The sequence below is a fragment of the Streptomyces novaecaesareae genome (genome assembly GCF_000716875.1).
Lineage (GTDB): Bacteria > Actinomycetota > Actinomycetes > Streptomycetales > Streptomycetaceae > Kitasatospora > Kitasatospora novaecaesareae.
In genome coordinates this window covers 14233-38306 of record NZ_JNWQ01000006.1, presented here as the reverse complement: position 1 = coordinate 38306, position 24074 = coordinate 14233, and the positions used below count along the sequence as shown (strand labels likewise).

Genomic DNA, 24074 nt, shown 5'->3' with positions numbered 1-24074 from the left:
CGCCGGTAGCACCGGTAGTGCGGGTGGTCAGTCTGGGGTGCGCAGCGCCCGGGCGATCAGCTCGGCCAGGTGCAGGGCCTGCCTCCCGCCGGCGAGTTGGGTGATCTGGGTGCGGCAGCTGAAGCCGTCGGCCAGTACCACCGTGTCCGGCCCGGCCGCCCGGAGCTCGGGCAGCAGGACGCGCTCCGCGATCGCCTCGGACACCTCGAAGTGGCCCCGCTCGAAGCCGAAGTTGCCCGCCAGGCCGCAGCAGCCGGAGTCCAACACCCGGTTGTCCAGGCCGAGTCGGGCCTCCACCCGGCGGTCGGCGGCGGAGCCGAGCACGGCGTGCTGGTGGCAGTGGGTCTGGGTGACGGCCCCCAGCGGCACGTGCGGGAGCGGGGCGTCCGGGGCGTACTCGTCGAGGAACTCGGCGAAGGTGCGGGTGCGTTCGGCGAGCGGTCGGCCGTCCGCGCCGAGCAGCCGGGGCAGGTCCTCGCGCAGGGTGGCGGTGCAGCTCGGATCCAGGCCGACCACGGGGGTGCCGGCCGGGAGCCCGGTCGCCGCGACGGCCCGCAGGCTGCGCCGCAACACCTGGCGGGCGGCGTCGAGTTGGCCGGTGGAGTACCAGGTGAGGCCGCAGCAGACCGGGCCCGAGGGCAGCCGGACGTCGAAGCCCAGGTGCTCCAGCACCTCGACGGCCGAGCGCAGCACGTTCGGCTGGAGGTGGTCGGAGAAGGTGTCCGGCCAGAGCAGCACCGGGCGTGCGCCGGGCGGTGCCGGGTGCGCGGCGTGGTGCCGGCGGTACCAGGCGGTGAAGGTCTCCGGCGGGAAGACCGGCAGTACCCGGCGCGGGTCGATCCCGCCGAGCCGCTTGAGCAGCCCGCCGAGCGGTGAGCGGACCAGCGTGTTGGCGGCCCCGGGCGCCAGCGCGACGGCCCGCAGCCAGAGCGGCAGTCGGCCCATCGAGTAGTGCGCGAGCGGGCGCGGCCGGTGCCGGTAGTGCTGGTACAGGAACTCGGACTTGTAGGTCGCCATGTCGACGTGGACCGGGCAGTCGCTCGCGCAGCCCTTGCAGCTCAGGCAGAGGCCGAGCGCCTCCCGGACCTCCTCGGACCGCCAGCCGTCGGGGATCGCGTCCCCCCGCAGCATCTCGGCGAGCAGCCGCGCCCGCCCCCGGGTGGAGTGCCGTTCCTCGCCGGTGGCCATGTAGCTCGGGCACATCACCCCGGTGGTCGGGTCCACGCACTTGGCGACGCCCACGCAGCGGTGCACCGCCTTGACCAGGCTGCCGCCGTCCTGCTCGTACGGCAGGGCCAGCGGCAGCGGGCGGCGCGGGGCGGTGACGAAGCGCAGGTCGGCGTCGAGCGGCCGCGGGTCGACCAGGGCGCCGGGGTTGAGCAGGTTCTCCGGATCCCAGATCCGCTTGAACTCGCCGAACAGGCCGATGATGTCGGGCGGGTACATGCGCGGCAGCAGTTCGGCCCGAGCCTGGCCGTCGCCGTGCTCGCCGGAGAGCGAACCGCCGTACGAGACCACGAGATCGGCCGCCTGCTCCAGGAACTCCCGGAAGACCAGCACCCCTTGGGGCTCGTCCAGCGGGAAGTCGATCCGCAGGTGCACGCAGCCGTCGCCGAAGTGCCCGTACGGGACGCCGCGCAGGCTGTGCCGGCGCAGCAGGGCGCGGAGGTCGCGCAGGTAGTCGCCGAGCCGCTCGGGCGGGACGGCGGAGTCCTCCCAGCCGGGCCAGGCCTCCCCGCCCCCGGGCAGCCGGGTGACGATCCCGGCGCCGGCCTCCCGGACGGCCCACAGCTGGCGCTGCTCGGCGGGGTCGGTGACCAGGGCGACGGAGGCCGAGCGCTCGCGGCGTACCGCGTCGGCGAGCCGGCGGGCGGCCTGGTAGGCGGCCAACGGGGTGTCGCCGCCGGTCTCCAGGAACAGCCAGCACTCGCCGGCGGGCAGCCGGTCCAGTGCGGGCGGGCGCGGGCCGGCGGCGAGCAGCGCGGCGATCAGGTCGGCGGCCATGCCCTCGGCGGTCAGCGGCCCGTACGGCAGCAGCGCGGGGACGGCGTCGGCGGCGGCGCCCTCGTCGGGGTAGCCGGCCACCACCAGGGCGCGCGCGGGCGGGTCCTCGACGAGGCGGACGGTGGCGCCGAGCAGCAGTGCGCAGGTGCCCTCGGTGCCGGTGAGCGCCCGGGCGAGGTCGTGGCCGTGCTCGGGCAGCAGCGCGTCCAGCGGGTAGCCGGAGGTGCGGCGCGGCAGCCGGGGCATGCCCTGGCGGATGGCGGCGAGGTTGCGGTCGGTGAACTCCTGGAGCTCGCGGTGGAGTTCGCCGGCCCGCCCGGGCTGCCCGGCGAGCGCGGTGCGCTCGGCGGCGGTGAGCCGGCCGCCGACGGTCAGCTCGGTGCCGTCCGCGAGCAGCAGCTCCAGTTGCTCGACGTTGTCGGCGGTGCGCCCCCAGGCGAGCGAGTGCGAGCCGCAGGAATCGTTGCCGATCATGCCGCCGACGGTGCAGCGGCTGTGCGTGGACGGGTCCGGGCCGAAGCGCAGCCCGTACGGCCTGGCGGCGCGCTGGAGGTCGTCCAGGACGGTGCCGGGGCGGACGCGCGCGGTGCGGGCCGCAGGGTCGATCTCCAGCACCTCGCCGAGGTGGCGGCGGAAGTCCAGCACCACCGCGCCCGGGCCGATCGCCTGCCCGCCGATGCTGGTCCCGGCGCCGCGCGCCACGACCGGCACCCGGTACCGGCGGCAGAGCGCCAGCGCGGTGCGGACGTCGTCCGGGTCGGCGGGCTTGACCACGCCGAGCGGCAGCTGCCGGTAGTTGGACGCGTCGTGGCTGTAGACGGTCCGTTCGGCGGCGCCGAAGCGGACCTCCCCGCGCAGCACGGCGGCCAGCTCACGGGCCAGCTCGGCGCCGGGGACGGCGGACGGACGGCTCACCAGGGACCTCCCGGAGGGGGCGACGAGGGTCGGGGCCCGTCGTCGAACTCCCGCCTGCGGGGCGAGGACGGGCCGCGGGCCCGATGATCGCAGCCGCGGCGGCGAAGGGGTACCGGGCGCGACGGGGGTACCGCCGACGGGGTGTCCTGTGGCACGCTCGGCGGTCATGATCACCGACTCCGCGGCCGACGACCCCACCGACGATGCGACCGACTCCGCGACCGGCGACCCGGCCGGCCCCGGCGCCTACCTGGCCGGCCTCCCGATCGGCGAGCCGCTGCCCTTCCCGGCGGACGGGGCGCCGTCCTGGGAGATCTTCCCGTACGAGGGCGAGCTGACCGTCCGGCGGCTGCGCGCCCCCGAACTGCCCGAGCCGCCCCGGCAGGGCGAGGACGGCCCGCAGGGCTGCAAGCAGTGCGCCCGGCCGGACTACGACTTCCTCTGGACCGACGAGCACTGGCGGCTCAGCGCCACCGACGAGCCGACCGGCCTGCCCGCCGCCCTGCTGCTCCAGCCCCGCGCCCACCACGACCTGCTGGACCTGCCGCCCGAGCTGTCCGCGCGGCTCGGGCCGATGCTCCAGCGGGTGGAGCGGGCGGTGCTGTCACTCGGCGGCATCGGCCGGGTCCATGTGAACCGCTGGGGCGACGGCGCCGCGCACCTGCACCTGTGGCTGATCGGCCGGCCCGAGGGGATGACGCAGCTGCGCGGCTCGACCCTGCCGCTGTGGATGGACGTGCTGCCGCCGCTGCCCGCCGGGGTGGCGGCCGAGCGTGCCCGCCGGATCGCCGCCGCGATGGCCGCGGACGGCGGCACCGCGCACCGCTGAGCGGCTCGGGAACAGCCCCGCGCTACTTCCGCCCGGTGAGCGTGCCGCGCGCGATGTGGGAGAGCTTGGCGACCTCGAAGGCCGGGTAGGCGCCGCCCGCGAGCAGCGAGAACTTGATTCCCTCGCGGCCGCCGGGCCGGCGGTGGCCCGGCGGCTGGAAGCGGCGGTGGTGCTCGGCGGCCCGGTGGAAGAACTGCGGCCGCTCGGCGCGGGTGACGCAGCCGGCGAGGTCGAAGACGAACAGGTAGTGCCGGATCATCCGGACGAACAGGGCGTCCCGCACCGCGTACAGGTGCGGCTGCTCCTCCAGCAGGGCGAAGGTGCGCTCGTACTGCTCGAACAGGTCGAAGACGCTGCTGCCGGGCCCGCTCGACGGGTGGACGGTCTCCCGGCGGCGCAGCTGGACGCACTCGCGGGCCAGCACGGCGGCCTTCCGCGCGCCGAGCAGCGCGGCGTGCACCACCGGGACCTCCTCGTAGCGGCCGGGCGGGAAGGCGAGCCCCAGCTCCTCCCAGTGGCCGCGGCGGATCAGCCGGTCCCAGGCCAGCGGCGGCGCGCCGAACAGCTCGGGCCGGTCGAAGGGGGCGAACACCTCGGGGCCGGCTTCGGCGAGCAGCGCCTCGGCCCCGCCCGGCCAGTCCCGGTCCTGGTGCCGACGGGAGTGGCCGAACAGCAGCACGTCCACCGGGCCGGTCTGCTTCAGCCGGTCGGCGAGCGCCTGGAGCGCGTCCCGGGGCAGCAGGTGGTCCGCGTCGAGGAACAGCAGGTGGTCGCCGGTCGCCCGGGCGGCCCCCGCGTTCCGGGCCACCCCGACGCCGACCGCCGCGTTCAGGTGCAGCACGGACACCCGCGGATGCCGCGCCGCGTACGCGTCGGCGAGCCCGCCGGCGGTCTCCGGGGAGCGGTCGGCGACCACGATCACCTCGACGTCGGCCAGGGACTGCGCGAGCAGCGAGTCCAGGCAGTCGGCGAGCTGTTCGTGCTGGTCGTACGCGGGGAGCACGACGCTGATCAGGGGGGAGGGCATGACGCCGGAGCGTAAGAGGGCCCGCGAACCGTGGCAAAGCCCTGACGGTGCGTAATTCCGATCAATTAGCGGCAAATCGTACGACCGTGCGCCATATCTTCACGTCGCCTTCCGGACGCGTCCACGTCAGGAAGGACGCGGGCGAACGGCGGAGGCCCGCGACGCGGCGGTGCGTCGCGGGCCCCCGGGGGGTGCCGAGCGGGTGGGGCCGGCTCAGTGCCAGTCGGGCCGGAGCCGGTCGGCTCAGTACCAGTGGTGCGTCTGCCAGAACGACCAGGCGGCGCAGGGGCTGCCGTAGCGGGTGTTCATGTAGTCGAGGCCCCACTTGATCTGGGTGGCCGGGTTGGTGCGCCAGTCGGCGCCCGCGGAGGCCATCTTGGAGCCCGGCAGGGCCTGGACCAGGCCGTAGGCGCCGGAGGAGGCGTTGACGGCCATCGGGTTCCAGCTGCTCTCGTGGAACACGATGTTGCTGAAGCACTGCAGCTGGCCGGCCGGGACGATCTGCGCGGCGATCTGCTGCGGGGTGCCGGAGTAGGTGGTGGCGGCGAGGTTCGGGCGCTCCTGGGAGCGGGACGCGGCGGCGTCCGCGTCGGCCTTGGCCTTGGCGTCCGCCTGGGCCTTCGCGTCGGCCGCGGCCTGCGCCTGGGCCTGGGCCTGCGCCTGGGCCTGCGCCTGCGCCGCGGCCTGGGTGGCGGCGTCCGCCTGGGCCTTCGCCTGGGCCTCCTGGGCGGCCTGCTGGTCAGCGGCAGCGGTGTCAGCCTGGGCCTGGTCGGTGACCGGCTTGCCGTCCACCGAGACGGCGGCCGCGGGGGCGGCGGCCTCGACGGCGTTCCCGGCCTGCGGGAGGGCGAGGGCGGCGGTGGCGGCACTCGCGACCACGAAGGTGGCGATGCCGGTGATCAGGGAGTTGCGGCGGGCATGGCTGAGCTGCATGAAGCGGGCGTTCCTTCTCCGTCGGGGGCCGTGCCGGTGGTGCCGGGCGCGGCGCATCGCACGGGCTCCGGGTGAGCGGGGCCCGCGCGGCCGTCCGGGACGGCCGCGCGGGCCCCGGCGGAAGCGGCGGGGCGGGCGGGCTGCGCGGCGGCGCCTGGTCGGGGCGGGCCGCGCTGCCTGGCGACGGGCCATTCTTGGCAGGGCCCGGGACGGGTGGCAAAGGGGGTTGCTACTACGCCGGGTAGTGGCCGCGGGACGGCCGCGGCAAGGCCGGGCGAAGGATTTAGTGCTATTTGTCCGTATTGCGCACCTGAAGGTTGCGGGCAGGAGGCATCGGAGGAGCGCAAGGGTGACAGGCGCGGTGGCCTGCGTTCTTCAGGCGGCTGACGACGGGCCGCGGCCCGGACGGCCTGAGGTCGCGGCACTCCGGCGGGGGCTGCCCGGCGCTCGTCCACTAGCGAGGGTCGTAGACGCCGGGCCCCCTGTGGGCGGCCTCACACGCCGGACCGTACGAGTTCGACGCAGAGTGACCGGGCGGTCACGGCCTCACGGGGTCGCGTACGGGTTCCCGGGGGGTCGGCTCCCCCTCCCCTTGCGTCCCCTCTTCCTTCCTCACCCCGGTCGGGACGAGGTCCCGGGCCAGCAGGGTGGCGCCGGCGACGGCCCCCGGCATGGCGAGCACCGTCACCAGCGGCACCAGGAAGGCCAGCACCAGCGGCGTGCCGAAGCCCAGCGCCAGTCCGAGCCGGGCGCGCAGCAGCCGGATCCGCTCGCGCTGCGGCACCCCGCGCCGCTGAAGCGCGACGGCCGTCAGCTCGACGGTCAGGAAGAAGCCGGACACCAGGAAGCCGAGCGCAGGGACGAGCGTCTGCCCGACCACCGGGATGAACCCGCAGGCGAACAGCACCACACCGAACGCGGCCACCCGCACCAGCACGGACACGCCGTCGCGCACCGCGATCAGCAGCTCGCGCCAGAGCGGGGAGTCCGGTGGGGTGGGTGCGCCGCCCTCGGCCTTCGCGCCCGGGCCCTGGGGCCTTCGCACCCGGAACCCCGCATTGCCGTGTTCCTGCCAGATTCGACCGGCAAGGTCGGGCCCCTCCCTGCCGCGCCGCTCGCCGGGCCACTCTCGGTCTTCCCCCACTTGCAAGGAGGATCGTGATGAAGCGTCAACTCGGCAGATTCCTCAGCCTGTTGGCCGGCCTGGTGCTAGGCGCCGGCGCGCTGGTACTGCCCGCCGTCGCCTCGCCCGCGCCGTCGCCGACGGTGGTCGGCGGCACGCGGGCGGCGCAGGGCGAGTTCCCGTTCATGGTGCGGCTCTCGATGGGCTGCGGCGGCGCGCTCTACACCTCGCAGATCGTGCTCACCGCCGCCCACTGCGTCGACGGCACCGGCGCCGACAGCAGCATCACCGCCACCTTCGGCGTGGTCGACCTGCGCAGCGGCAGCGCGATCAAGGTCCACTCCTCGTACGTCTACCAGTCGCCCGCCTTCACCGGCGCCGAGAACGGCGACGACTGGGCGCTGATCAAGCTGGCCTCGCCGGTGAACAGCAGCCTGGTCAGCACCCTGCCGATCGCCACCTCCACGGCCTACGACAACGGCACCTTCACCATCATGGGCTGGGGCGCCGCGCGCGAGGGCGGTGCCCAGCAGCGGTACCTGCTCAAGGCCAACGTCCCGTTCGTCGACGACGCCACCTGCGCCGGTGCCTACTCGGGCCTGAACACCGCCGGCTCGCTCTGCGCGGGCTACGTCGACCAGGGCGGCGTCGACACCTGCCAGGGCGACTCCGGCGGCCCGATGGTCCGCCAGGACGCGGCCGGCCGCTGGATCCAGGTCGGCATCGTCAGCTGGGGCAACGGCTGCGCCCGCGCCGGCTACCCGGGGGTCTACACCCAGGTGAGCACCTACGCGGCCGACATCGCCGCCGCGGCCGCCGGCCTCTGAGCCGGTACGGCTGACACGGCAGGGCCGGTCACCACACCCGCAGGTGGTGGCCGGTCCTGCCGCGTGTGGTGGGCGCGGCGTCGATCGGCCCACTCCGTGTGGCGTGCGCCGCGGTGCGGCGGTTGGCTGGGAGCGCGCCGCCAGGATGCGCGCACCGTGAGCGAACGAACGCCCGGTGTGAATGCCGACGGCCTTCGAGCGCCGACAACGCGGTCAATGCGATGCCGGTGATCACAGGAGCGCCAACCTCGTCGCCAGCCGGGTCACCGGGAACACCGCGTCGGACGGTGGCGGAATCTTCGTCTCGCCCGGCACCGCGAGCGTGACGCTCACCTCCACCACCGTCAGCGGCAACACCCCGAACCAGTGCCGCCCGGTCGGAGCGGTGCCGGGCTGCGTGAACTGAACCGCGGTCGCCGTGCCCGGGCAGGGCCCGCCCTGCCCGGGCCTTCAGCTGCGCAGCCACTCCCGGGCCCGGCGCTGTTCGCGGGCGATCCGGCCGGTGGTGCCCGGGGGCAGGCGGGCGAGCAGGGCGGTCGCGGCGTCGGGGTGGCCGGCCCGGGCGTGGGCGCCGGCGAGGCGGGCGGTGACCAGGGTGTGGTCGCGCGGGTGGGCGGCCGGGTCGAGCAGGGCCAGGGCGTCCTCCAGTCGGGCCGCCGCGGTGCGGGCGTGGGCGGGGCGGCCGGTGTGGACGGCGAGGTCCCGGTGGCAGGTGCCGTGCGCGACGGCCAGCACCAGGTCGGCGCGGGCCGACCAGGGCGTCGGCTCGCCGGAGCGCCGGGCGGCCTCGGTCAGTCTGCGGGCGTCCGCGAGCGCCTGGCGCACCTGGGGTGCTTCGCCGACCAGCGCGTGGGCGTGGGCCTTGGCGACGGCGGCCCAGGCCCGGAGTTCGGGCAGCGGAGGGGAGGCCGCCCGGGCGGCCTCGGCGAGGGCCAGTGCGGTGGCCGGGTCGCCGTTCCACCAGTGCAGGGTGCTCTGCCGGGCGAGCAGTGCGGCCGTGGTGGCCCGGTCGCCGGTCGCGCGCGCCCACTCCAGCCCGGTGGCGTACCAGCTGTGCGCGCGGGCGCAGCGGTCGCCCTCGAAGTGGGCCCAGCCGGCGAGTTCGGCGTACTGGGCGGCGAGCGAGCGGACGGCGGCGAGGCTCGTGCGGGGGGCGGTGTGCTGCCAGCCGGCCAGGGTGCGGGCGTGGTGCTCCAGGACGGCGGTCAGCTCCTCGCCGCCGATCCGGCGGGCGGCGGCGCGGTAGCCGGCGAGCAGGTGGGCGAGCACCTCGACGGTGGCCGCGTCCGGCGGGGCGGCCCCGGCGGTGAGCGGTGGCCGGGTGGTGGCGGCGAGTTCGTCGAGGCGTTCGCGCTCCTGTCGGACGGTCTGCCACAGCGCCGCCAACTCGCCTCCGGCGAGCAGGAGTTCGTCGGCCCGGGCGGGCATTCCGGGCGGCGGCCAGCGGCGGGCGTTCTCCACCCGGCTGATCAGCGAGTTGTGGTAGCCGAGCAGGCGGCCGAACTCGGTCTGGCTGAGGCCGCGGGCCTCGCGCCAGTGGCGGAGCCGGCGCCCGAAGTGCTGGCGCGCGGACTCGGGTTCGGTGCGGGGCTGGGGCGGTGTGGGGGCGGGCAGGGGTGGCACGGGGTCTCCCGGAGGGGTGGGGGACGCTCATGGGGGAGCGCCATGCCCAGGTATCCCCCTTGACGTGCCTTGGTCAAACGAGGTCGTGCCGGCGTCGTACCGGCGTCGTGCGGACGTCCTGCCGGTGTCGTCTCCGTGCGGCGGTGGCCCGGAGAACGGCACCGGGCCCGGGAGCCTCCGCAACGGCTCCCGGGCCCGGCGTTTCCGAGCGGTGTGGACGGGTCAGGACCCCGCCGCCACCGCGGCCCGCCGCCGTCGGCCCACCACGGCCGAGGCCGCGAGCACGATCGCCGCGGCGACCAGCGACAGGTACATCTGCTTGCGCCCGTCGGCGTCGGTGAACATGTACGCCATGACGAACCCGATCATGCCCATCGCGGTCCAGGTCAGGTACGGGTACAGCCACATCCGGACGGTGTGGCGCTCGGGCATCTCCCGCTCGATGATCTTGCGCATCCGCAGCTGGGTGGCGCAGATCACCAGCCAGACGAACAGCGCGACCGCACCGGAGGAGTTGAGCAGGAAGGCGAACACCGTGTCCGGCGAGGTGTAGTTGAAGAAGACGGCGACGAAGCCGAAGACCACCGAGGAGAGGATGGCGACCAGCGGCACGCCGCGATCGGTCACCTTGGCGAAGGCCTTCGGGGCGTCACCGCGCTGGCCGAGCGAGAAGGCCATCCGGGAGGCCGTGTACATCCCGGAGTTGAGGCAGGAGAGGACGGCCGTCAGCACGATGACGTCCATCACCTGGCCGGCGCCCGGGATGCCGATGTGGTTCAGCACGGCCACGTACGGGCTGGCCTTGACCTCGGCCGAGTCCCAGGGCAGCAGGGTGACCACGAGCAGGATCGAGCCCAGGTAGAAGATCCCGATGCGCCAGATCACGCTGTTGGTGGCCTTGGTGACCGCCTTCTGCGGGTCCTCCGACTCGCCGGCGGCCAGGGTGACGATCTCGCTGCCCATGAAGGCGAAGACCACGGTCAGCATGCCGGTGAACACCGCGCCCACGCCGTGCGGCAGGAAGCCGCCGTGGCCGGTCAGGTTGCCGGCGCCGACCGCGTGGGTGCCGGGCAGCAGGCCGAAGGCGGCCAGCGTGCCGATCACCAGGAAGGCGGCGATCGCGACCACCTTGATCCCGGCGAACCAGAACTCGAACTCGCCGTAGGAGGCGACCGAGAAGAGGTTGGTGGAGGTCAGCACCGCCATCACGATCAGCGCCCAGCCCCACTGCGGCACTCCGGGCACCCACTGGTTGAGGATCTTCGCGCCGGCCGTCGCCTCGACCGCGAGCACCACGACCCAGAAGAACCAGTACAGCCAGCCGATGCTGAAGCCGGCCCAGCGGCCCAGCGCGCGGTCCGCGTACGCCGAGAACGAGCCGCTCTGCGGGTCGGCCGCGGCCATCTCGCCGAGCATCCGCATCACCAGCACGACCAGTGCGCCGGCCAGTGCGTAGGACAGCAGGATGCCGGGGCCGGTGGACGCGATGCCCGCGCCGGAGCCGACGAAGAGGCCGGCGCCGATCACGCCGCCGATGGCGATCATCGACAGGTGGCGGTTCTTGAGCCCGGCCTTCAGGTGGCCGTCGCCGCCGTGCCCGTGCGGCCCCGCCTGGTGGGGGACCTGGGCGGTTGCCGCCGGCTTCGTGGTGTTCGCACTCATCTAGGGGTGCCTTGTGCCTTTCCAGCGCGGCGACCCTCGGCTCGTCGCGCCACAGGGTGGGGGGACAGACCCGCGCATTGCGGTGCAACCTAACTTCTACGCCCGAGTATCGGAACAATCCTTTGATAACTGTTCGCTCACCGGACATAAAAGCCCAGGTCAGGGCAGGTGTAATGGGGGTCGGGAAAGCTCATATCTGACGCATCGTCAGGTCGGTGGAGGCCGGGTGAGGTCAGATCTCGCTCAAATCGAGGACGACGACCTCCGGCGGACGCCCGGGCCGGCGCCCCGACGGCCGGCCGGCGAGCCGGGCGGCGAGGATCCGCGGGATGTCGCCCTCCCGGGAGTACCCGGGCACCAGCGTGACCTCGTCCTCGCGCACCCGGCCGTCGCCGAACGCGGTGTAGCTCACCCGGTACGTCGTACGGTCCGGTGGCGGAGCGTGGCCGGACCGGCCTGTGGCGGACATCCGCATCGACCTCCTCGGCCCATTGTCGACGCGGTGTGGCCGATCGGGGCAAACCAGAGCAGAGTGGGACTCTCGGGGCATCGTCGGAGCATTCCCCGAGCGTTCTCGGCGCGGTCGGTTCCCGGCGCCGGTCAGGAGCGACCCCATGCAGACCACCTGGAAGGGGACGATCAGCTTCGGGCTGGTCAGCATCCCCGTCCACCTCTACTCCGCGACGCAGGAGCACGACGTCCCGCTGCACCAGGTGCACGCCAAGGACGGCGGCCGGGTGCGGATGAAGCGCTACTGCGAGCGGGAGGAGAAGGAGGTCCCGTACGCGGAGATCGCCAAGGGGTACGAGTCCCCCGACGGGCGGACGGTCACGCTCAGCGACGAGGACCTCGCCGACCTGCCACTGCCGAGCAAGAAGATCATCGACGTGCTGGCCTTCGTCGACGAGGGCGAGATCGACCCGCTGATGTTCTCCAAGGCCTACTACGTGGGCGTCGCCGACAAGGCCGCCGCCAAGCCGTACGCCCTGCTGCGCGACGCGCTCACCGACTCCGGCCAGATCGCCGTCACCAAGATCGCGCTGCGCACCCGGGAGTCCCCCGCGGTGCTGCGGGTGCACGACAACACCCTGGTGCTGCAGACCTGCATCTGGCCCGACGAGGTCCGCCCGGCGGCCGGGATCGCGCCCGAGGAGGACGTCACCGTCCGGCCGCAGGAGCTCAAGATGGCGCGGTCGCTGATGGACACCCTCTCCGAGGACTTCGACCTGTCCCAGCTGCACGACGACTACCAGCAGGCGCTGCAGCAGGTGATCACCGCGCGGCTGGAGGGCGTCGAGATCCCGCACGAGGAGGAGCCCGGCGAGGCGCCGGACAACGTCATCGACCTGATGGAGGCGCTGCGCAGCAGCCTCAAGCAGGCCAAGGGCGGGCGCGGTCCGGCCAGGGAGCCGGCGCGAGACTCGGAGCCGGAGCCGGAGCCGGGCACGGCGTCGGCGAAGGACGGGAAGCCCGCTGCGCGCAGGCGTGCCGCCGCGAAGAAGAACGCCCCCGCCGCCGAGCAGAAGACCACCACGGCGAAGAAGGCCCCGGCGGCGAAGAAGACCACCGCCCGGAAGTCCACCGCTCCGCGCAAGGCCTCCTGACCCTCCGGGCCAGGCTTTCCCTCCCGTCCAGCATTGGAGGCGATCCCGATGGACCTGCTGACCTACAAGGAACTCGAAACGGGCCCCGAAGCCCCGAAGGACCAGAGCCCGGGGCACCGGGCCTGGGCCTGGCTGCTCACCCTCAGCCCGACCGTGGTGACGTTCATGGTCGCGCTGTCGGTCGGCCTCGGCATGGTCGCCGCCCAGGTGAGCCTGACGTCGATGCTGGTGCTGATGGCGATCTTCTGGGGCCTGACGGTCGTCGCCATGGGCGGCGTGATCGCCCGCTGGATGACGCCCGGCCGGGGCAGGCACCGGATGGCGGCCTGACCCGGCCGGAGGGTCCGGGAGGGCTCAGCCGATCCACACCGTGGTGACGTTGCAGAACTCCCGGATCCCGTGCCCGGACAGCTCCCGGCCGAAGCCGGAGCGCTTGACGCCGCCGAAGGGCAGCGCCGGGTGGGAGGCGGTCATCCCGTTGAAGAACACCCCGCCGGCCTGGATGTCGCGCACGAAGCGCTCCTGCTCGGCCGCGTCGGTCGTCCAGACGTTGGCGCTCAGGCCGAACGGGGTGTCGTTGGCGAGCGCGACGGCCTCGTCCAGGTCGGCCACCCGGTAGACGGTGGCGACCGGCCCGAAGGTCTCCTCCTGGTGGATCCGCATCGCCGGGGTGATGCCGGTCAGCACCGTCGGCTCGTAGAAGTAGCCCGTGTCCCAGCCCTCCGGGCGCCCGCCGCCGCACTCCACCCGGGCGCCGTGGGTCCGGGCGTCCTCGACCAGTTCCTCCAGGTCGTCCCGGCCCTGGCGGCTGGCCAGCGGGCCGACGTCGGTGGCCTCGTCCATCGGGTCGCCGACCCGCAGGGCGCGCATCGCCCCGGTGAAGCCGGCGGTGAAGCGGTCGTAGACGTCGGTGTGCACGATGAAGCGCTTGGCGGCGATGCAGGACTGGCCGTTGTTCTGCACCCGGGCCCGGACGGCGGTGCGCACCGCCGCGTCCAGGTCGGCGCTCGGCAGGACGACGTACGGGTCGCTGCCGCCCAGCTCCAGCACGGCCTTCTTGACCTCGTCCGCCGCGGCGGACGCGACCGCCCGCCCGGCCGGCTCGCTGCCGGTGAGGGTCACGGCGGCGACCCGGCGGTCCCGGACCACGCCCTCGACGGCGCCCGAGCCGATCAGCAGGGTCTGGAAGCAGCCCTCCGGGAAGCCGGCCCGGCGGAACAGCTCCTCGATCGCCACCGCCGTGCGCGGCACGTTGGACGCGTGCTTGAGCAGGCCGACGTTGCCCGCCATCAGGGCCGGCGCGGCGAACCGGATCACCTGCCAGAAGGGGAAGTTCCACGGCATCACGGCCAGCACCGGCCCGATCGGCCGATAGCGGACGTAGGCGCGGGCGGCGCCGGAGTCGGCGACGTCGGCCGCGGCCGGGTGCTCGTCGGCGAGCAGCGCCTCGGCATGGTCCGCGTACCAGCGCATCGCCTTCGCGCACTTGGCGGCCTCGGCCCGGGAGGCGGCGAGCGGCTTGCCCATCTCCTCGGTCATGGTGCGGGCGACCGCCTCCAGGCCTTGGTCCAGCAGGTCGGCGGCGCGGTGCATCAGCTCGGCGCGGGCGGCGAACGGGGTGCCGCGGTAGCTGTGGAAGGCGGCCTCGGCGCGGGCCAGCCGCTGCTCGATGCCGGCCGCGTCGAGCGGTTCGAAGGTCTCCAGGGTCTCGCCGGTCGCGGGGTTGACGCTGGCGATGGGCATGCGGGCTCCCGAGGGGGGTCTGGGTCCGGTGCGTCTGCCCTCACACCCTCCCCGACGGCCCGGCTCCGGGCACGCCACGGCGCGCCCGGCGTGTCCCGCCGGTTGTGCGGGCCGGGCCGCTCACTCGGGGAGCGACTCCACCCGGGCCGCCGCCTCCCGGGCCCGGGCGCCGGCCCTGGTCCTGGCCGCGGTGACCTGCCGGTTGGGGAAGCGGTGCAGGTACTCGGCCTCCAGCTCCCCGGTGCGCAGCGTGTGGCGCTTCAGCGCGTCCTCCGAGCCGTACAGGAAGGTCTCGTGGCGCGTGCGGTGCAGCTGCTCCAGCTCGTGCAGGAGCGTGTCGTTGCCCAGGGCGTGCGGGGAGATGCCCGCGGGCCGGATGTGCGGGTCGTCGGCGTGCCGCATCTCGGTGCCTCCTCGGCGGAAGTCCCCTCCTACAGGGTGCCCGCCGACCGCCGCCGGTGCACCCGTTCGACCTCCGGGAGCTGCCCGCCGGGCCCGCCACCGCGGTGCGGATCATAGGATGAATCCTTCCGTACCTGCTCAGTGCCGCCCCGCTACCGCTCGGACACGCCCATGCCGCTTCCCAAGGCCGAACTCCACCTGCACATCGAAGGCACCCTGGAGCCCGAACTCGCCTTCGAGCTCGCCGCCCGCAACGGCGTCCGGCTGCCCTACGCCGACACCGAGGAGCTGCGCACCGCGTACTCCTTCAGCGACCTGCAGTCCTTCCTGGACCTCTACTACGCGCTGATGGCCGTGCTGCGCACCGAGGAGGACTTCGCCGACCTCGCCGACGCCTACCTGGCGCGGGCCGCCGAGCAGGGCGTGCGGCACGCGGAGATCTTCTTCGACCCGCAGGCGCACACCGCCCGCGGGGTGCCGCTGGGCGTGGTGGTGGACGGCCTGACCGCGGCGCTGGAGCGCAGCGAGGAGCGGTACGGGATCAGCACCCAGCTGATCATGTGCTTCCTGCGGGACGAGTCCGCCGAGTCCGCGCTGGAGACCTTCGAGGCCGCCCGCCCGTACTTCGACCGGATCACGGGCATCGGCCTGGACTCGGCCGAGGTCGGCAACCCGCCGGCGAAGTTCCGCGAGGTGTACCGCCGGGCCGCCGAGGCCGGGCTGCGGCGCGTCGCCCACGCGGGGGAGGAGGGCCCGGCCTCGTACGTCACCGAGGCCCTGGACGTCCTCGGCGTGGAGCGCATCGACCACGGGCTGCGCTGCCTGGAGGACGGCGAGCTGGTCGCCCGCCTGGTCCGCGAGCAGATCCCGCTGACCCTCTGCCCGCTCTCCAACGTCCGCCTGCGCTGCATCGACACGCTGGCCGACCACCCGCTGCGGGAGATGCTGGACGCCGGCCTGCTGGTCACCGTCAACTCCGACGACCCGGCGTACTTCGGCGGCTACGTCGAGGACAACTTCCGCGCCGTCCGCGAGGCCCTCGGCCTCGACCAGGAGACCCTGCGCCGACTGGCCGCCAACTCCTTCCGCGCCTCGTTCATCGGCGACCGTCGCCGGGCCGAACTCCTCGCGGAGGTCGAGGAGTTCACCTTCTGAGCGGCCCGGCCCCGACGTGCCCGCCGCAGCGGCCCGTCACCCGTCGAGGGGTGACGGGCCGCTGCGCACGTAGTGGAGCAGGGTGACGCCGTTGGTGAAGCGGTGGGTGTCCTTCAGGGCGAGCGGGGTGGGGTGCTCGGTGGGGCGGAAGAAGAGGGTGCCGCGGCCGAGGACGACGGGGTGGACGTAGAGGCGGAACTCGTCGACCAGGTCTTGGGCGAGGAAGGACTCGGCCAGGTTCGCGCCGCTGAGGCAGAGGTCGCCGCCCGGGCCGGCGGTGAGGGCGGCGATCGACTCGGGGGTGACCTCGCGGACGACCGTGGTGTTCCAGTCGGCGTGGTCGAGGGTGCGGGAGAAGACGACCTTCGGCATCGCGCGCCAGATGCCCGCGAACTCGCGCATCGGGGCGTCGGCGGCCGGGTCCTGGTCGGCGGTGGGCCAGACCGAGGCCATCAGCTCGTGCGTCACCCGGCCGGAGAGGAAAGCACCCATCCGGGCGAGTTCCCGGTTGAAGTGGGTGTGCACCTCGTCGTCGACCAGGTTCCAGCCGAGGTCGTGGTCCGGGCCCTCGAAATAGCCGTCGACCGAGACGGACACGAAGAGGACGATCCTGCGTCGCATGGCACCCCACCGGGAGGAAGGGTCCGCCGCCCGCCCCTGGAGGCGCGGGCAGACGGCGGACGGGGGATCAGATCAGGGTGCTCCAGTAGTACCAGAACCGGTTCAGGACCAGCAGCGCGACGACCGCGTACCCCAGTGCCGGGACGACCCAGTGGTAGCGGGCCGCCTCCCGGACGACCACCCGCAGGCGCGGGCCCACCGGGATCACCCCCGAGCGCAGGTTGTGCAGCGTGGTGTACCAGAACAGCGGGATCACCGCGGCCCACACCACCATGCAGTACGGGCAGAGCGCGCCGATCCGGTAGAGCGCCTGGTACATCAGCCAGCTCACGAAGCCGATCCCGAAGACCGTCCCGGCCTGCAGGCCGAGCCAGAACCAGCGCCGGTACGTCGCACCCGCGAGCAGCCCGGCGCCGACCGCGACGACCACCCCGAAGGCGACCAGCCCGATCAGCGAGTTGGGGAAGCCGAAGGCCTCGGCCTGCTCGCTGCGCATGATCGAACCGCAGCTGATGATCGGATTGATGTTGCAGCTGGGGACGTACGACGGGTCCTTCAGCAGCCGGATCTTGTCCAGGGTGAGGACCGCCGAGGCGAACAGGCCGACCGCGCCGCCGACCAGCAGCAGCCAGGCGAACGGGCGGCTCGCGCCGTGGGCCGTCCGCACGGCGGGGGCGGCGGCCCCGGGGGCGGCCGTCACCCGGTCACCTGCTTGACCATCGCGGTGAACTGCTCGGGCGAGACGGCCTTGCCGTTGGTGAGGACGTCCAGCTTCTTGCCGTCCAGCTTGACGGTCGGGGTGCCGGTCACGTCGCTCTTGTCGAACTCCTCGTTGACCTTGGCGGCCCACGGCGCGAAGGTGGCGTCCTGGACGGCCTTGACGAAGGAGTCGGTCTTCAGCCCGGGCACCTGGCCGGCCAGGTCCAGGAGGTGGTTGACGTCGCCGAAGGCGTCGCTGCGCTCGTCGGGCTGGTTGGCGTAGAGCACGTCGTGGAACTGCTTGAACTTGTCCACGCCCTCGTTCAGCGCGGCACCGGCGGCGGCCAGCGCGGTGCGCGAGCCCTTGCCGCCGAGGTTCTTGTCCAGGAACGTCGCCAGGTGGTACTCGACCTTGTAGTTGCCCGCGTCGGCGAGCTGCTGGATGGTCTTGCCGGTGGTGGTCTCCAGCTGCTCGCAGAACGGGCAGCGGAAGTCCTCGTAGACCTCCAGGGTGTGCGGCGCGTCCGCCTTGCCGTAGGTGATCACCGTGCCGCCGGCGCCGGTCGCGTTGGCGGGGAGGACCAGCGGGCCGCTCGCGGCGGCGTCCGAACCGGAGCCGGAGGAGCCGCCGACGGCGAAGGCCACACCCGCCGCGAGGGCGAGCACGGCGGCCGAGGCGCCGCCGACCACCACCCGGCGGCGGATCCGGTCGGAGCGTTCGGCCTGGGCCCGGGCGGAGCGCATGCGCTCGGTGGCGGAGGTCTTCTGGTCGATCGTCTTGCGGGTGTTGCTCATGGGGGTGTCGTCCTGTGCTCTCTGGCGTACGGGTGCGGGCGCGACCGGTCGGGGCCTGCGCGGGGGGAGAGACGGCCGGCTGAGCGGGAATGGGGGCTCAGGCGGCCAGGGCGAGCACCGGCGGACCACGCCGGACGGCCGGACGGACGACGACGTCCTCGGCGGGGACCAGCGCGCGGCTGGCCGGGGGGAACGGCACCCGGGCCACCGGCCGGGCCAGGACGGGCGCGGCGAGCAGCAGCAGCCAGTGGGCCGCCGCCGGGAGGTGCCGGTGCAGGAACTCGCCCAGCATCCGGACCGTCCGGGCGAGGTCGGCCAGCGCGGCGTCCGCGCGGCGCAGCCAGTACGCGCCGGCCAGCGCGATCACCGTGTGCAGCAGCAGGAGCAGCAGCACGCCGGTCTGCTGGGAGACCCCGTGGCCGAGCAGGAAGCCGCCCAGCGAACCGCCGCCGCACAGCAGCGGCTGGAGGCCGTGCCCGGCACCGGGCGGCAGCGACGGGCAGCTGCTCTGGGCGACGTCGAAGAGCGCGCTGACACCCAGCTCCAGCGGCAGGAACACCGCGGCGACCGCCGGGTAGCCGCGCTCGCGCCCGGCGAGCGCGAAGGCCACCGCGAACACGGCGGCCGAGGCCACGACCATCGGGCCCAGGGGCAGCGCGCGGCCGGTGACCAGCACCTGGCCGAGCCCGGCGAGCAGCACGACCAGCGCGGCGAAGACCGCCGCGCGGAGCGTCCTGGTGACCGGGCCGATGTGCATGGCATCCGAGTCTGCCACAGGTTGAAAGTGGAACGGTCGGGTCGGCGGTGCGCTGTGAAGAGCCTCACCACCCGCGCTGAGCTGGGCTTATGCGGTTCTTACGGCTCCTGCGGGGGTTCGTCGGCCGCGCTCACCCGGGCCTCGACCAGCTCCCGGAAGTGCCGCAGGTCCTCGCGGACCGTCCGCTCGATCGCCCCGGCCAGGGCGAAGCCGCGCGGCCCGCCGAACGCCCGGTGCACGGCCTCCGGGTCGTACTCCACCCGGATCTGCAGCCGGGTGTGCCGCGCGTCGAGCGGCAGCAGGGCGAAGGCGCCGCTGAGCCGCAGCGAGTCCAGCGTCCGCCAGGCCATCACCCGGCCCCGGCCGCGGTCGGTGATCTCGGTGTCGACCGAGCGCTCCGCGTTGCCGACCGCCACCCCGAGGTGGGCGAGGTTCCGCCCGTGCGGATGGGCGGTGCGGACGCCGTCGACGAACTGCGGGTACTCGTGCACCCGGTGCAGCTGCTCCCAGGCGGCGAGGACGGGGACGGCGATGTCGATCTGTTCCTCAAGGGTGCTCATGGCGGCGGGGCACCTCCCTCCGTTCCAGCCTGCGCTTCCCAGCGGGGAGTGGCCAAAGGGGCCGCCCGGTGCGGAGCGCGCGGGGCCGGGGCAGAGCGCGCGCCGGGCGGCGGGCTGGGGGAGACTGGGCGCATGCCGGAGCTGCCCGAGGTCGAGGCGTTGAGCGACTTCCTGTCCGAGCGGCTGACCGGGCGCGTGATCGCCCGGGTGCAGCCGGTGGCGATCAGCGCGCTGAAGACCTACGACCCGCCGGTGACGGCGCTGGAGGGGCGGACGGTCGGCCCGGTGACGCGGCGCGGCAAGTTCCTGGACATCGAGGCCGGCGGGCTGCACCTGGTGGTCCACCTGGCCCGGGCCGGCTGGCTGCGCTGGAAGGACGCGCTGCCCGCCGAGCCCCCGCACCCGAGCCCGAGGAACCCGCTGGCGCTGCGGCTGCGCCTGGCGGGCGAGGCCGGGGACGGCTTCGACCTCACCGAGGCCGGGACGAAGAAGGGGCTCGCGGTCTACGTGGTGGAGGACCCGGCCGAGGTGCCGGGCGTGGCCAGGCTCGGCCCGGACCCGCTGGACCCGGGCCTCACCCCGGAGGCCTTCGCCGCCCTGCTGCGCGGTGACCGGCGCCGGATCAAGGGCGTGCTGCGGGACCAGAGCGTGCTGGCGGGGGTGGGCAACGCCTACTCGGACGAGGTGCTGCACGCGGCCCGGATGTCGCCGTACAAGCTCGCGTCCGGACTGACCGAGGAGGAGACGGCGCGGCTGTACGAGGCGCTGGGCAGCACGCTGCGCGACGCGGTGGAGCGCTCGCGCGGGCTGGCGGCGGGGGAGCTGAAGGCGGAGAAGAAGCTCGGGCTGCGGGTGCACGGCCGGACCGGGCAGCCCTGCCCGGTCTGCGGGGACACGGTGCGGGAGGTGTCCTTCGCGGACTCCTCGCTGCAGTACTGCCCGACCTGCCAGACCGGGGGCAAGCCGCTGGCGGACCGGCGGCTGTCGCGGCTGCTGAAGTGAGGCCCCGCCGAGCCCGTACGTACCGGCCTGCCCCGCCCGGCGACGGCTCAGCGCTTGATCGCGACGCCGCCCCAGTAGTAGGCGGCCTTCGGGTCCGCCGGGGGCTCGCCGTCCGGGCGCCAGGCCAGGACCGGGGCGACGCCCGGCTCGACCAGCTCCCAGCCGTCGAAGAAGCGGACCACGTCGTCGTAGCCGCGCGGCACCAGGGTCATCCCGCCGGCCCGGGCGGCCTCGGCGACCTTGCCGACGGCCTCCGGGTCGAAGTCCGGGGTGGGGGTGGTCAGGGCGATGCAGCTGCCCGCGGGCAGGGCGTCGCGCAGTGCGGCGACCCGGCCCCACGGGTCGTCCTCGTCGGCGATCAGCATCAGCACGGCGATCATCAGCAGGCCGACCGGCTGGGTGAGGTCGAGGGTGGAGGTGAGCGCCGGGTCGGCGAACAGCTCCTCGGCCTTGCGCAGGTCGGCGTGGATGTAGGTGGTGCGGCTGGCCGGGCTGGAGACCATCAGCGCCCGGGCGTGGGCGAGCACGATCGGGTCGTTGTCGACGTAGACGACCCGGGTGCCGGGGCTGACGGCCTCGGCGATCTCGTGGGTGTTGGGCGAGGTGGGGATGCCGGTGCCGAGGTCGAGGAACTGGCGGATGCCGTGCTCCCGGGCCAGGTGGCGGACGGCCCGGCCCTGGAAGGCGCGGTTGGCCTTGGCCATCTCCTTGATGCTCGGCACGGCCTGCTCGATGGCCTGCCCCATGGCGCGGTCCGGCGGGAAGTTGGTCTTGCCGCCCAGCCAGTAGTCGTACACGCGCGCGGAGTGCGGGGTGGTGGTGTCGACGCCGAAACGTTCCCACTGGCTCAGCTCGGCTTGGCTCAGCTCGGTGGCGTCGTCCTGCGGGCCCTGCTGGGAGAAGTCCTGACTCGTCGTCATGGCCACGTCCTCTGATGGCGGATCATCACACGGGGGAAGGCACAGCGTAGCGGCCCCCGGCAGGCGGTCGAGCGTCCGCCCGGCCCTGGGGTGGGCTTGGGCCGTCGGAGTGGTGATCGGGTCCGTCGGGGTCACCGCCGGGGAGCGGCGGTGAGCGCCGGGGGAAGCATCAAGAATGCTGTCAGATCGTCAGATTACTTCGCGAAGATTGCTGCTGGTCGCGGCCGGGATGTCCCTGCTGGGGGCGGCCGCCGGTTGCCGGAGCCCCTGGAGCGGCGGGGAGGGCGGCGCCGAGGCGGGGGTGGACGAGAGTGCCCTCCCGGCGGTCCCGGCCGGGCCTGACGGGGCACCGGGCGCCGTACCGGCCGCGCAGTCGGGGGTGCCCTCGGCGGCCGCCCCGGGTGCGGCGTCCCCGTCCGCGCCGCCGTCCGGCGCCCCCTCGGCCACGGCCTCCTCGTCGGCTACCGCTCCGGGTGTGGTGCCCGTCCACAAGGTGCTCAGCGAGGCGGAGAGCAAGCCGGTGTACGAGCTGGACGCGGCGCGGCGGGTGGTGGCGCTCACCATCGACGACGGGCCGGACCCGCGGTACACGCCGACCGTGCTGGCGCTGCTCCAGCAGTACGGGATCCGGGCGACCTTCTTCCTGGTCGGCGAGAACGCCGTCGAGCACCCGGCCCTGGTGCGGGAGATCGCGGACCGCGGCCACCACATCGCCAATCACACCTGGACCCACCCGGACCTGCGGCATCTGTCCGACACCCAGGCGCGGGACGAGCTGGAGCGGACCTCGGACCTGCTGCACCGGACCACCGGCCGGCTGCCCACCTGGTTCCGGGCGCCGGGCGGGGACTGGTCCCCGGTCTCGCTCAAGGTGGCCGCCGACCTCGGGATGCGGAACATGGGCTGGTCGGTGGACCCGAGGGACTGGGCCCGGCCGGGCACCTCGGTGATCACCGAGCGGATCCTCAAGGACGTCCGGCCCGGCTCGATCGTGCTCAACCACGACGGCGGCGGGGACCGTTCGCAGACCGTGGCGGCGCTGAAGGCGTACCTGCCGGTGCTCATCGACTCGGGGTACTTCTTCACGGCTCCGCCCAACTGAGTGGACTGCCCAACTGAATGCACTCCGGCGGGCGGTGGGGTCGCGGCTTTTCCGCTTAAACCACCCGAACGGGTGGATTGGGAGAACCGTTTCTTCGGATTTTGGGCCTCTAGGGTGATCTCGCACCAATTAACCAGGTACCGCCGCGTACCACCTGAAAGGCCCTCACCCATGCGTCTGCGCAACACCGTTCTCGCCGCCGCCAGCGCTATCTGCCTCGTCCTCGCCGTCCCCACCTCCGCCAACGCTGCCACCGGCGACTTCCTCTACAAGGTCGGCCGCCTCCCCGGCGTTCCGGCCGGGATCGCCGACCCGCAGAGCCGCGTGTGCGAGAACGTGTTCGGGGCCACCGAGATCGACCCGGCTTTCGCGCCGGAGAACTTCACCACCTCGACGGCCACGGTCTTCCTCGACTTCGACTGCACGGGCAGCGTCTTCTACGTCATGAACCCCGGCAAGAGGCTCGGGGGCCGCCTGAAGTTCCGCTCCGTGATCTTCTCCTGAGCCGGCCCCCGGGGCCCCCGCACCGCCGGCTGGGGCGGTGCGGGGGAGCGGCGTAGCGTGACAAGGAGGGGGTTCGCCGTCCCGGCCGCGGAGGAGGAACGATGTCCGTACGGGAACTGGACTCGGAGAAGCAGGAGGCCTTCGCGGGCCACGTGGTGGAGGTCCTCAACGACGCCTGCGTGGGGCTGATGACCAGTATCGGCCACCAGATCGGGCTCTTCGACCTGATGGCCGGCCTCGCCTCGTCGACCAGCGAGGAGATCGCCCGCGCCGCCGGGCTGAACGAGCGCTACGTGCGCGAATGGCTGGGCGGGATGGTCGTCGCCGGCTTCGTCGAGTACGACCCGCAGCAGCGCACCTATCTGCTGCCGCCCGAGCACGCCGCGTCACTGACCCGGGCGGCCGGGCCGGAGAACATGGCGGCCATGATGCCGTTCCTGGGAATGATGGGCGAGGTCGAGCAGGAACTGCTCGGCCACTTCCGCATCGGCGGCGGGATGCCCTACTCGGCGTACCCGCGGTTCCAGGGGCTGCAGTCGGAGGAGTCGGCGCGGGTGTACGACCTCGCCCTGGTGGACGGGATCGTGCCGCTGGTGCCCGGGCTGACCGAGCGGCTGCGGGCCGGGATCGACGCGGTGGACGTCGGCACCGGCCAGGGGCACGCCGTCACCGTGCTGGCCGCGGCCTTCCCGGCCAGCCGCTTCACCGGCATCGACATCTCCGCGGACGGCATCGCCGCGGCCCGCGCCTCGGCGGCCGAACTCGGCCTCGGCAACGCCCGGTTCGAGGTCGCCGACTCGGCCGCGCTGACCGGGGAGTACGACCTGGTCACCGCCTTCGACGTGATCCACGACCTGGCCCACCCGACCCGCACGTTGGCCGCCATCGCGGGCGCGCTGCGGCCCGACGGGGTCTTCCTGATGGGCGACGTCGCCGCCAGCAGCAAGCTGGAGGAGAACATCGACCACCCGCTGGCGCCCGCGCTCTACACCTTCTCGACCTTCTACTGCATGACGGTCTCGCTCGGCGAGGGCGGCGAGGGGCTCGGGACGGTCTGGGGCGAGCAGACCGCGCGGCGGATGCTGGCCGAGGCCGGGTTCCGGTCGGTCGAGGTGAAGCAGGCCGAGGGGGACATCCTGAACCTCTACTACGTGGCGCGGCTGGACGGGGCGGGAGCGGCGGCCTGACCGGGCCGTGCCGGGGTGGCCGCGAGGTGCTCCCCGACGTACGTTCGAAGTGTGTCCGGCCCGTTCGCGGTGCGCCGGTG

Annotated in this window: 23 protein-coding genes and 1 pseudogene; 9 read left to right on the top strand and 15 right to left on the bottom strand. The window is 73.9% G+C overall.

Translation table 11 applies throughout. The features are described 5' to 3' along the window. Positions 1-27: 27 nt before the first annotated feature. The gene (locus OP86_RS03685) at positions 28-2919 is read right to left on the bottom strand and encodes an FAD-binding and (Fe-S)-binding domain-containing protein (RefSeq protein ID WP_033330888.1); all 2892 of its coding nucleotides are present in this window, start codon (positions 2917-2919) and stop codon (positions 28-30) included. Positions 2920-3085: 166 nt separating this feature from the next. On the opposite strand from OP86_RS03685, the gene OP86_RS03680 reads away from it, so the two are divergent. Next, positions 3086-3748, top strand: a complete 663-nt coding sequence (locus tag OP86_RS03680; RefSeq protein ID WP_234434764.1) for an HIT family protein — start codon at positions 3086-3088, stop codon at positions 3746-3748. Between the two features lie 22 nt (positions 3749-3770). Here OP86_RS03680 and OP86_RS03675 read toward each other — a convergent pair whose 3' ends face one another. The 3 genes and pseudogenes from OP86_RS03675 to OP86_RS34525 all read right to left on the bottom strand — a co-directional run. Continuing rightward, entirely contained in the window at positions 3771-4775 is a 1005-nt protein-coding gene (locus OP86_RS03675; protein ID WP_051829639.1) for a glycosyltransferase family 2 protein, read from the bottom strand. Positions 4776-5018: 243 nt separating this feature from the next. After that, the gene (locus tag OP86_RS03670) at positions 5019-5708 is read right to left on the bottom strand and encodes an aggregation-promoting factor C-terminal-like domain-containing protein (protein ID WP_030255176.1); all 690 of its coding nucleotides are present in this window, start codon (positions 5706-5708) and stop codon (positions 5019-5021) included. Positions 5709-6246: 538 nt separating this feature from the next. After that, positions 6247-6726 (bottom strand): annotated as a pseudogene (locus OP86_RS34525) (EI24 domain-containing protein); the annotation flags it as partial. A gap of 143 nt (positions 6727-6869) precedes the next feature. Between OP86_RS34525 and OP86_RS03660 the strand changes: the two are divergent. Beyond that, positions 6870-7658: a S1 family peptidase gene (locus OP86_RS03660; protein ID WP_030058392.1), complete on the top strand. Its 789-nt coding sequence runs from the start codon at positions 6870-6872 to the stop codon at positions 7656-7658. Positions 7659-8108: 450 nt separating this feature from the next. Here the strand turns inward: OP86_RS03660 and OP86_RS38645 are convergent, their stop codons facing one another. The 3 genes from OP86_RS38645 to OP86_RS03640 all read right to left on the bottom strand — a co-directional run bounded on the left by OP86_RS38645 (position 8109) and on the right by OP86_RS03640 (position 11355). Then, positions 8109-9281: a helix-turn-helix domain-containing protein gene (locus OP86_RS38645; protein WP_030255171.1), complete on the bottom strand. Its 1173-nt coding sequence runs from the start codon at positions 9279-9281 to the stop codon at positions 8109-8111. A 222-nt stretch (positions 9282-9503) separates the two neighbouring features. Further along, the gene (locus OP86_RS03645) at positions 9504-10943 is read right to left on the bottom strand and encodes an amino acid permease (RefSeq protein ID WP_030058396.1); all 1440 of its coding nucleotides are present in this window, start codon (positions 10941-10943) and stop codon (positions 9504-9506) included. Positions 10944-11175: 232 nt separating this feature from the next. After that, complete coding sequence (locus OP86_RS03640; RefSeq protein WP_030255168.1) at positions 11176-11355, bottom strand: hypothetical protein; 180 nt, start codon at positions 11353-11355, stop codon at positions 11176-11178. 202 nt (positions 11356-11557) lie between these two features. On the opposite strand from OP86_RS03640, the gene ku reads away from it, so the two are divergent. Beyond that, positions 11558-12547 (top strand): non-homologous end joining protein Ku, encoded by a 990-nt coding sequence (gene ku / locus OP86_RS03635; RefSeq protein WP_030058398.1) that lies wholly within the window; start codon positions 11558-11560, stop codon positions 12545-12547. Between the two features lie 48 nt (positions 12548-12595). After that, the gene (locus OP86_RS03630) at positions 12596-12877 is read left to right on the top strand and encodes a hypothetical protein (RefSeq protein WP_030058399.1); all 282 of its coding nucleotides are present in this window, start codon (positions 12596-12598) and stop codon (positions 12875-12877) included. Between the two features lie 24 nt (positions 12878-12901). Here OP86_RS03630 and OP86_RS03625 read toward each other — a convergent pair whose 3' ends face one another. Together OP86_RS03625 and OP86_RS03620 are read right to left on the bottom strand one after the other, a co-directional pair. Further along, a complete protein-coding gene (locus tag OP86_RS03625; RefSeq protein ID WP_030255163.1) occupies positions 12902-14290 on the bottom strand; it encodes an NADP-dependent succinic semialdehyde dehydrogenase in 1389 nt (462 codons plus the stop codon). A 120-nt stretch (positions 14291-14410) separates the two neighbouring features. After that, positions 14411-14692: a DUF6158 family protein gene (locus tag OP86_RS03620; RefSeq protein WP_051829638.1), complete on the bottom strand. Its 282-nt coding sequence runs from the start codon at positions 14690-14692 to the stop codon at positions 14411-14413. Positions 14693-14863: 171 nt separating this feature from the next. Between OP86_RS03620 and OP86_RS03615 the strand changes: the two genes are divergently transcribed. Then, the gene (locus tag OP86_RS03615; RefSeq protein WP_030058402.1) at positions 14864-15847 is read left to right on the top strand and encodes an adenosine deaminase; all 984 of its coding nucleotides are present in this window, start codon (positions 14864-14866) and stop codon (positions 15845-15847) included. Positions 15848-15883: 36 nt separating this feature from the next. Here the strand turns inward: OP86_RS03615 and OP86_RS03610 are convergent, their stop codons facing one another. The 5 genes from OP86_RS03610 to OP86_RS03590 form a co-directional block, all read right to left on the bottom strand. Continuing rightward, positions 15884-16468: a dihydrofolate reductase family protein gene (locus tag OP86_RS03610; RefSeq protein ID WP_030255160.1), complete on the bottom strand. Its 585-nt coding sequence runs from the start codon at positions 16466-16468 to the stop codon at positions 15884-15886. A gap of 67 nt (positions 16469-16535) precedes the next feature. After that, complete coding sequence (locus OP86_RS03605) at positions 16536-17168, bottom strand: vitamin K epoxide reductase family protein (RefSeq protein WP_030058404.1); 633 nt, start codon at positions 17166-17168, stop codon at positions 16536-16538. Next, positions 17165-17962, bottom strand: a complete 798-nt coding sequence (locus OP86_RS03600; RefSeq protein ID WP_030255154.1) for a DsbA family protein — start codon at positions 17960-17962, stop codon at positions 17165-17167. The genes OP86_RS03605 and OP86_RS03600 overlap by 4 nt, the downstream gene beginning before the upstream one ends. Before the next feature lie 97 nt (positions 17963-18059). Beyond that, positions 18060-18719, bottom strand: coding sequence for a hypothetical protein (locus OP86_RS03595; protein ID WP_030255151.1), 660 nt, complete (start codon positions 18717-18719; stop codon positions 18060-18062). A gap of 98 nt (positions 18720-18817) precedes the next feature. Next, positions 18818-19279, bottom strand: a complete 462-nt coding sequence (locus OP86_RS03590) for an SRPBCC family protein (RefSeq protein WP_051829637.1) — start codon at positions 19277-19279, stop codon at positions 18818-18820. A 132-nt stretch (positions 19280-19411) separates the two neighbouring features. On the opposite strand from OP86_RS03590, the gene OP86_RS03585 reads away from it, so the two are divergent. Continuing rightward, entirely contained in the window at positions 19412-20281 is an 870-nt protein-coding gene (locus OP86_RS03585; RefSeq protein ID WP_030255148.1) for an Fpg/Nei family DNA glycosylase, read from the top strand. Between the two features lie 47 nt (positions 20282-20328). Here OP86_RS03585 and OP86_RS03580 read toward each other — a convergent pair whose 3' ends face one another. Next, a complete protein-coding gene (locus OP86_RS03580; protein WP_078588413.1) occupies positions 20329-21201 on the bottom strand; it encodes an SAM-dependent methyltransferase in 873 nt (290 codons plus the stop codon). Between the two features lie 208 nt (positions 21202-21409). Here OP86_RS03580 and OP86_RS03575 point away from each other — a divergent pair, with 208 nt between their 5' ends. The 3 genes from OP86_RS03575 (at position 21410) to OP86_RS03565 (ending at position 23994) form a co-directional block, all read left to right on the top strand. Beyond that, entirely contained in the window at positions 21410-22303 is an 894-nt protein-coding gene (locus OP86_RS03575; RefSeq protein ID WP_051829636.1) for a polysaccharide deacetylase family protein, read from the top strand. A gap of 171 nt (positions 22304-22474) precedes the next feature. Then, on the top strand, positions 22475-22807 hold the full coding sequence (locus OP86_RS03570) for a hypothetical protein (RefSeq protein ID WP_030058412.1): 333 nt from the start codon (positions 22475-22477) through the stop codon (positions 22805-22807). Between the two features lie 101 nt (positions 22808-22908). Then, positions 22909-23994, top strand: a complete 1086-nt coding sequence (locus OP86_RS03565) for a class I SAM-dependent methyltransferase (protein ID WP_030255141.1) — start codon at positions 22909-22911, stop codon at positions 23992-23994. Positions 23995-24074 lie beyond the last annotated feature (80 nt).

What these genes read in the sequence shown, in the direction of transcription:
- ku (WP_030058398.1), top strand. Translation starts at nt 11,558, where the DNA reads ATGCAGACCACCTGGAAGGGGACGATCAGCTTCGGGCTGGTCAGCATC.
- OP86_RS03590 (WP_051829637.1), bottom strand. Translation starts at nt 19,279, where the DNA reads ATGAGCACCCTTGAGGAACAGATCGACATCGCCGTCCCCGTCCTCGCC.
- OP86_RS03625 (WP_030255163.1), bottom strand. Translation starts at nt 14,290, where the DNA reads ATGCCCATCGCCAGCGTCAACCCCGCGACCGGCGAGACCCTGGAGACC.
- OP86_RS03595 (WP_030255151.1), bottom strand. Translation starts at nt 18,719, where the DNA reads ATGCACATCGGCCCGGTCACCAGGACGCTCCGCGCGGCGGTCTTCGCC.
- OP86_RS03600 (WP_030255154.1), bottom strand. Translation starts at nt 17,962, where the DNA reads ATGAGCAACACCCGCAAGACGATCGACCAGAAGACCTCCGCCACCGAG.
- OP86_RS03585 (WP_030255148.1), top strand. Translation starts at nt 19,412, where the DNA reads ATGCCGGAGCTGCCCGAGGTCGAGGCGTTGAGCGACTTCCTGTCCGAG.
- OP86_RS03580 (WP_078588413.1), bottom strand. Translation starts at nt 21,201, where the DNA reads ATGACGACGAGTCAGGACTTCTCCCAGCAGGGCCCGCAGGACGACGCC.
- OP86_RS03680 (WP_234434764.1), top strand. Translation starts at nt 3,086, where the DNA reads ATGATCACCGACTCCGCGGCCGACGACCCCACCGACGATGCGACCGAC.
- OP86_RS03660 (WP_030058392.1), top strand. Translation starts at nt 6,870, where the DNA reads ATGAAGCGTCAACTCGGCAGATTCCTCAGCCTGTTGGCCGGCCTGGTG.
- OP86_RS03675 (WP_051829639.1), bottom strand. Translation starts at nt 4,775, where the DNA reads ATGCCCTCCCCCCTGATCAGCGTCGTGCTCCCCGCGTACGACCAGCAC.
- OP86_RS03615 (WP_030058402.1), top strand. Translation starts at nt 14,864, where the DNA reads ATGCCGCTTCCCAAGGCCGAACTCCACCTGCACATCGAAGGCACCCTG.
- OP86_RS03565 (WP_030255141.1), top strand. Translation starts at nt 22,909, where the DNA reads ATGTCCGTACGGGAACTGGACTCGGAGAAGCAGGAGGCCTTCGCGGGC.
- OP86_RS03620 (WP_051829638.1), bottom strand. Translation starts at nt 14,692, where the DNA reads ATGCGGCACGCCGACGACCCGCACATCCGGCCCGCGGGCATCTCCCCG.
- OP86_RS03570 (WP_030058412.1), top strand. Translation starts at nt 22,475, where the DNA reads ATGCGTCTGCGCAACACCGTTCTCGCCGCCGCCAGCGCTATCTGCCTC.
- OP86_RS03670 (WP_030255176.1), bottom strand. Translation starts at nt 5,708, where the DNA reads ATGCAGCTCAGCCATGCCCGCCGCAACTCCCTGATCACCGGCATCGCC.
- OP86_RS03645 (WP_030058396.1), bottom strand. Translation starts at nt 10,943, where the DNA reads ATGAGTGCGAACACCACGAAGCCGGCGGCAACCGCCCAGGTCCCCCAC.
- OP86_RS03610 (WP_030255160.1), bottom strand. Translation starts at nt 16,468, where the DNA reads ATGCGACGCAGGATCGTCCTCTTCGTGTCCGTCTCGGTCGACGGCTAT.
- OP86_RS03630 (WP_030058399.1), top strand. Translation starts at nt 12,596, where the DNA reads ATGGACCTGCTGACCTACAAGGAACTCGAAACGGGCCCCGAAGCCCCG.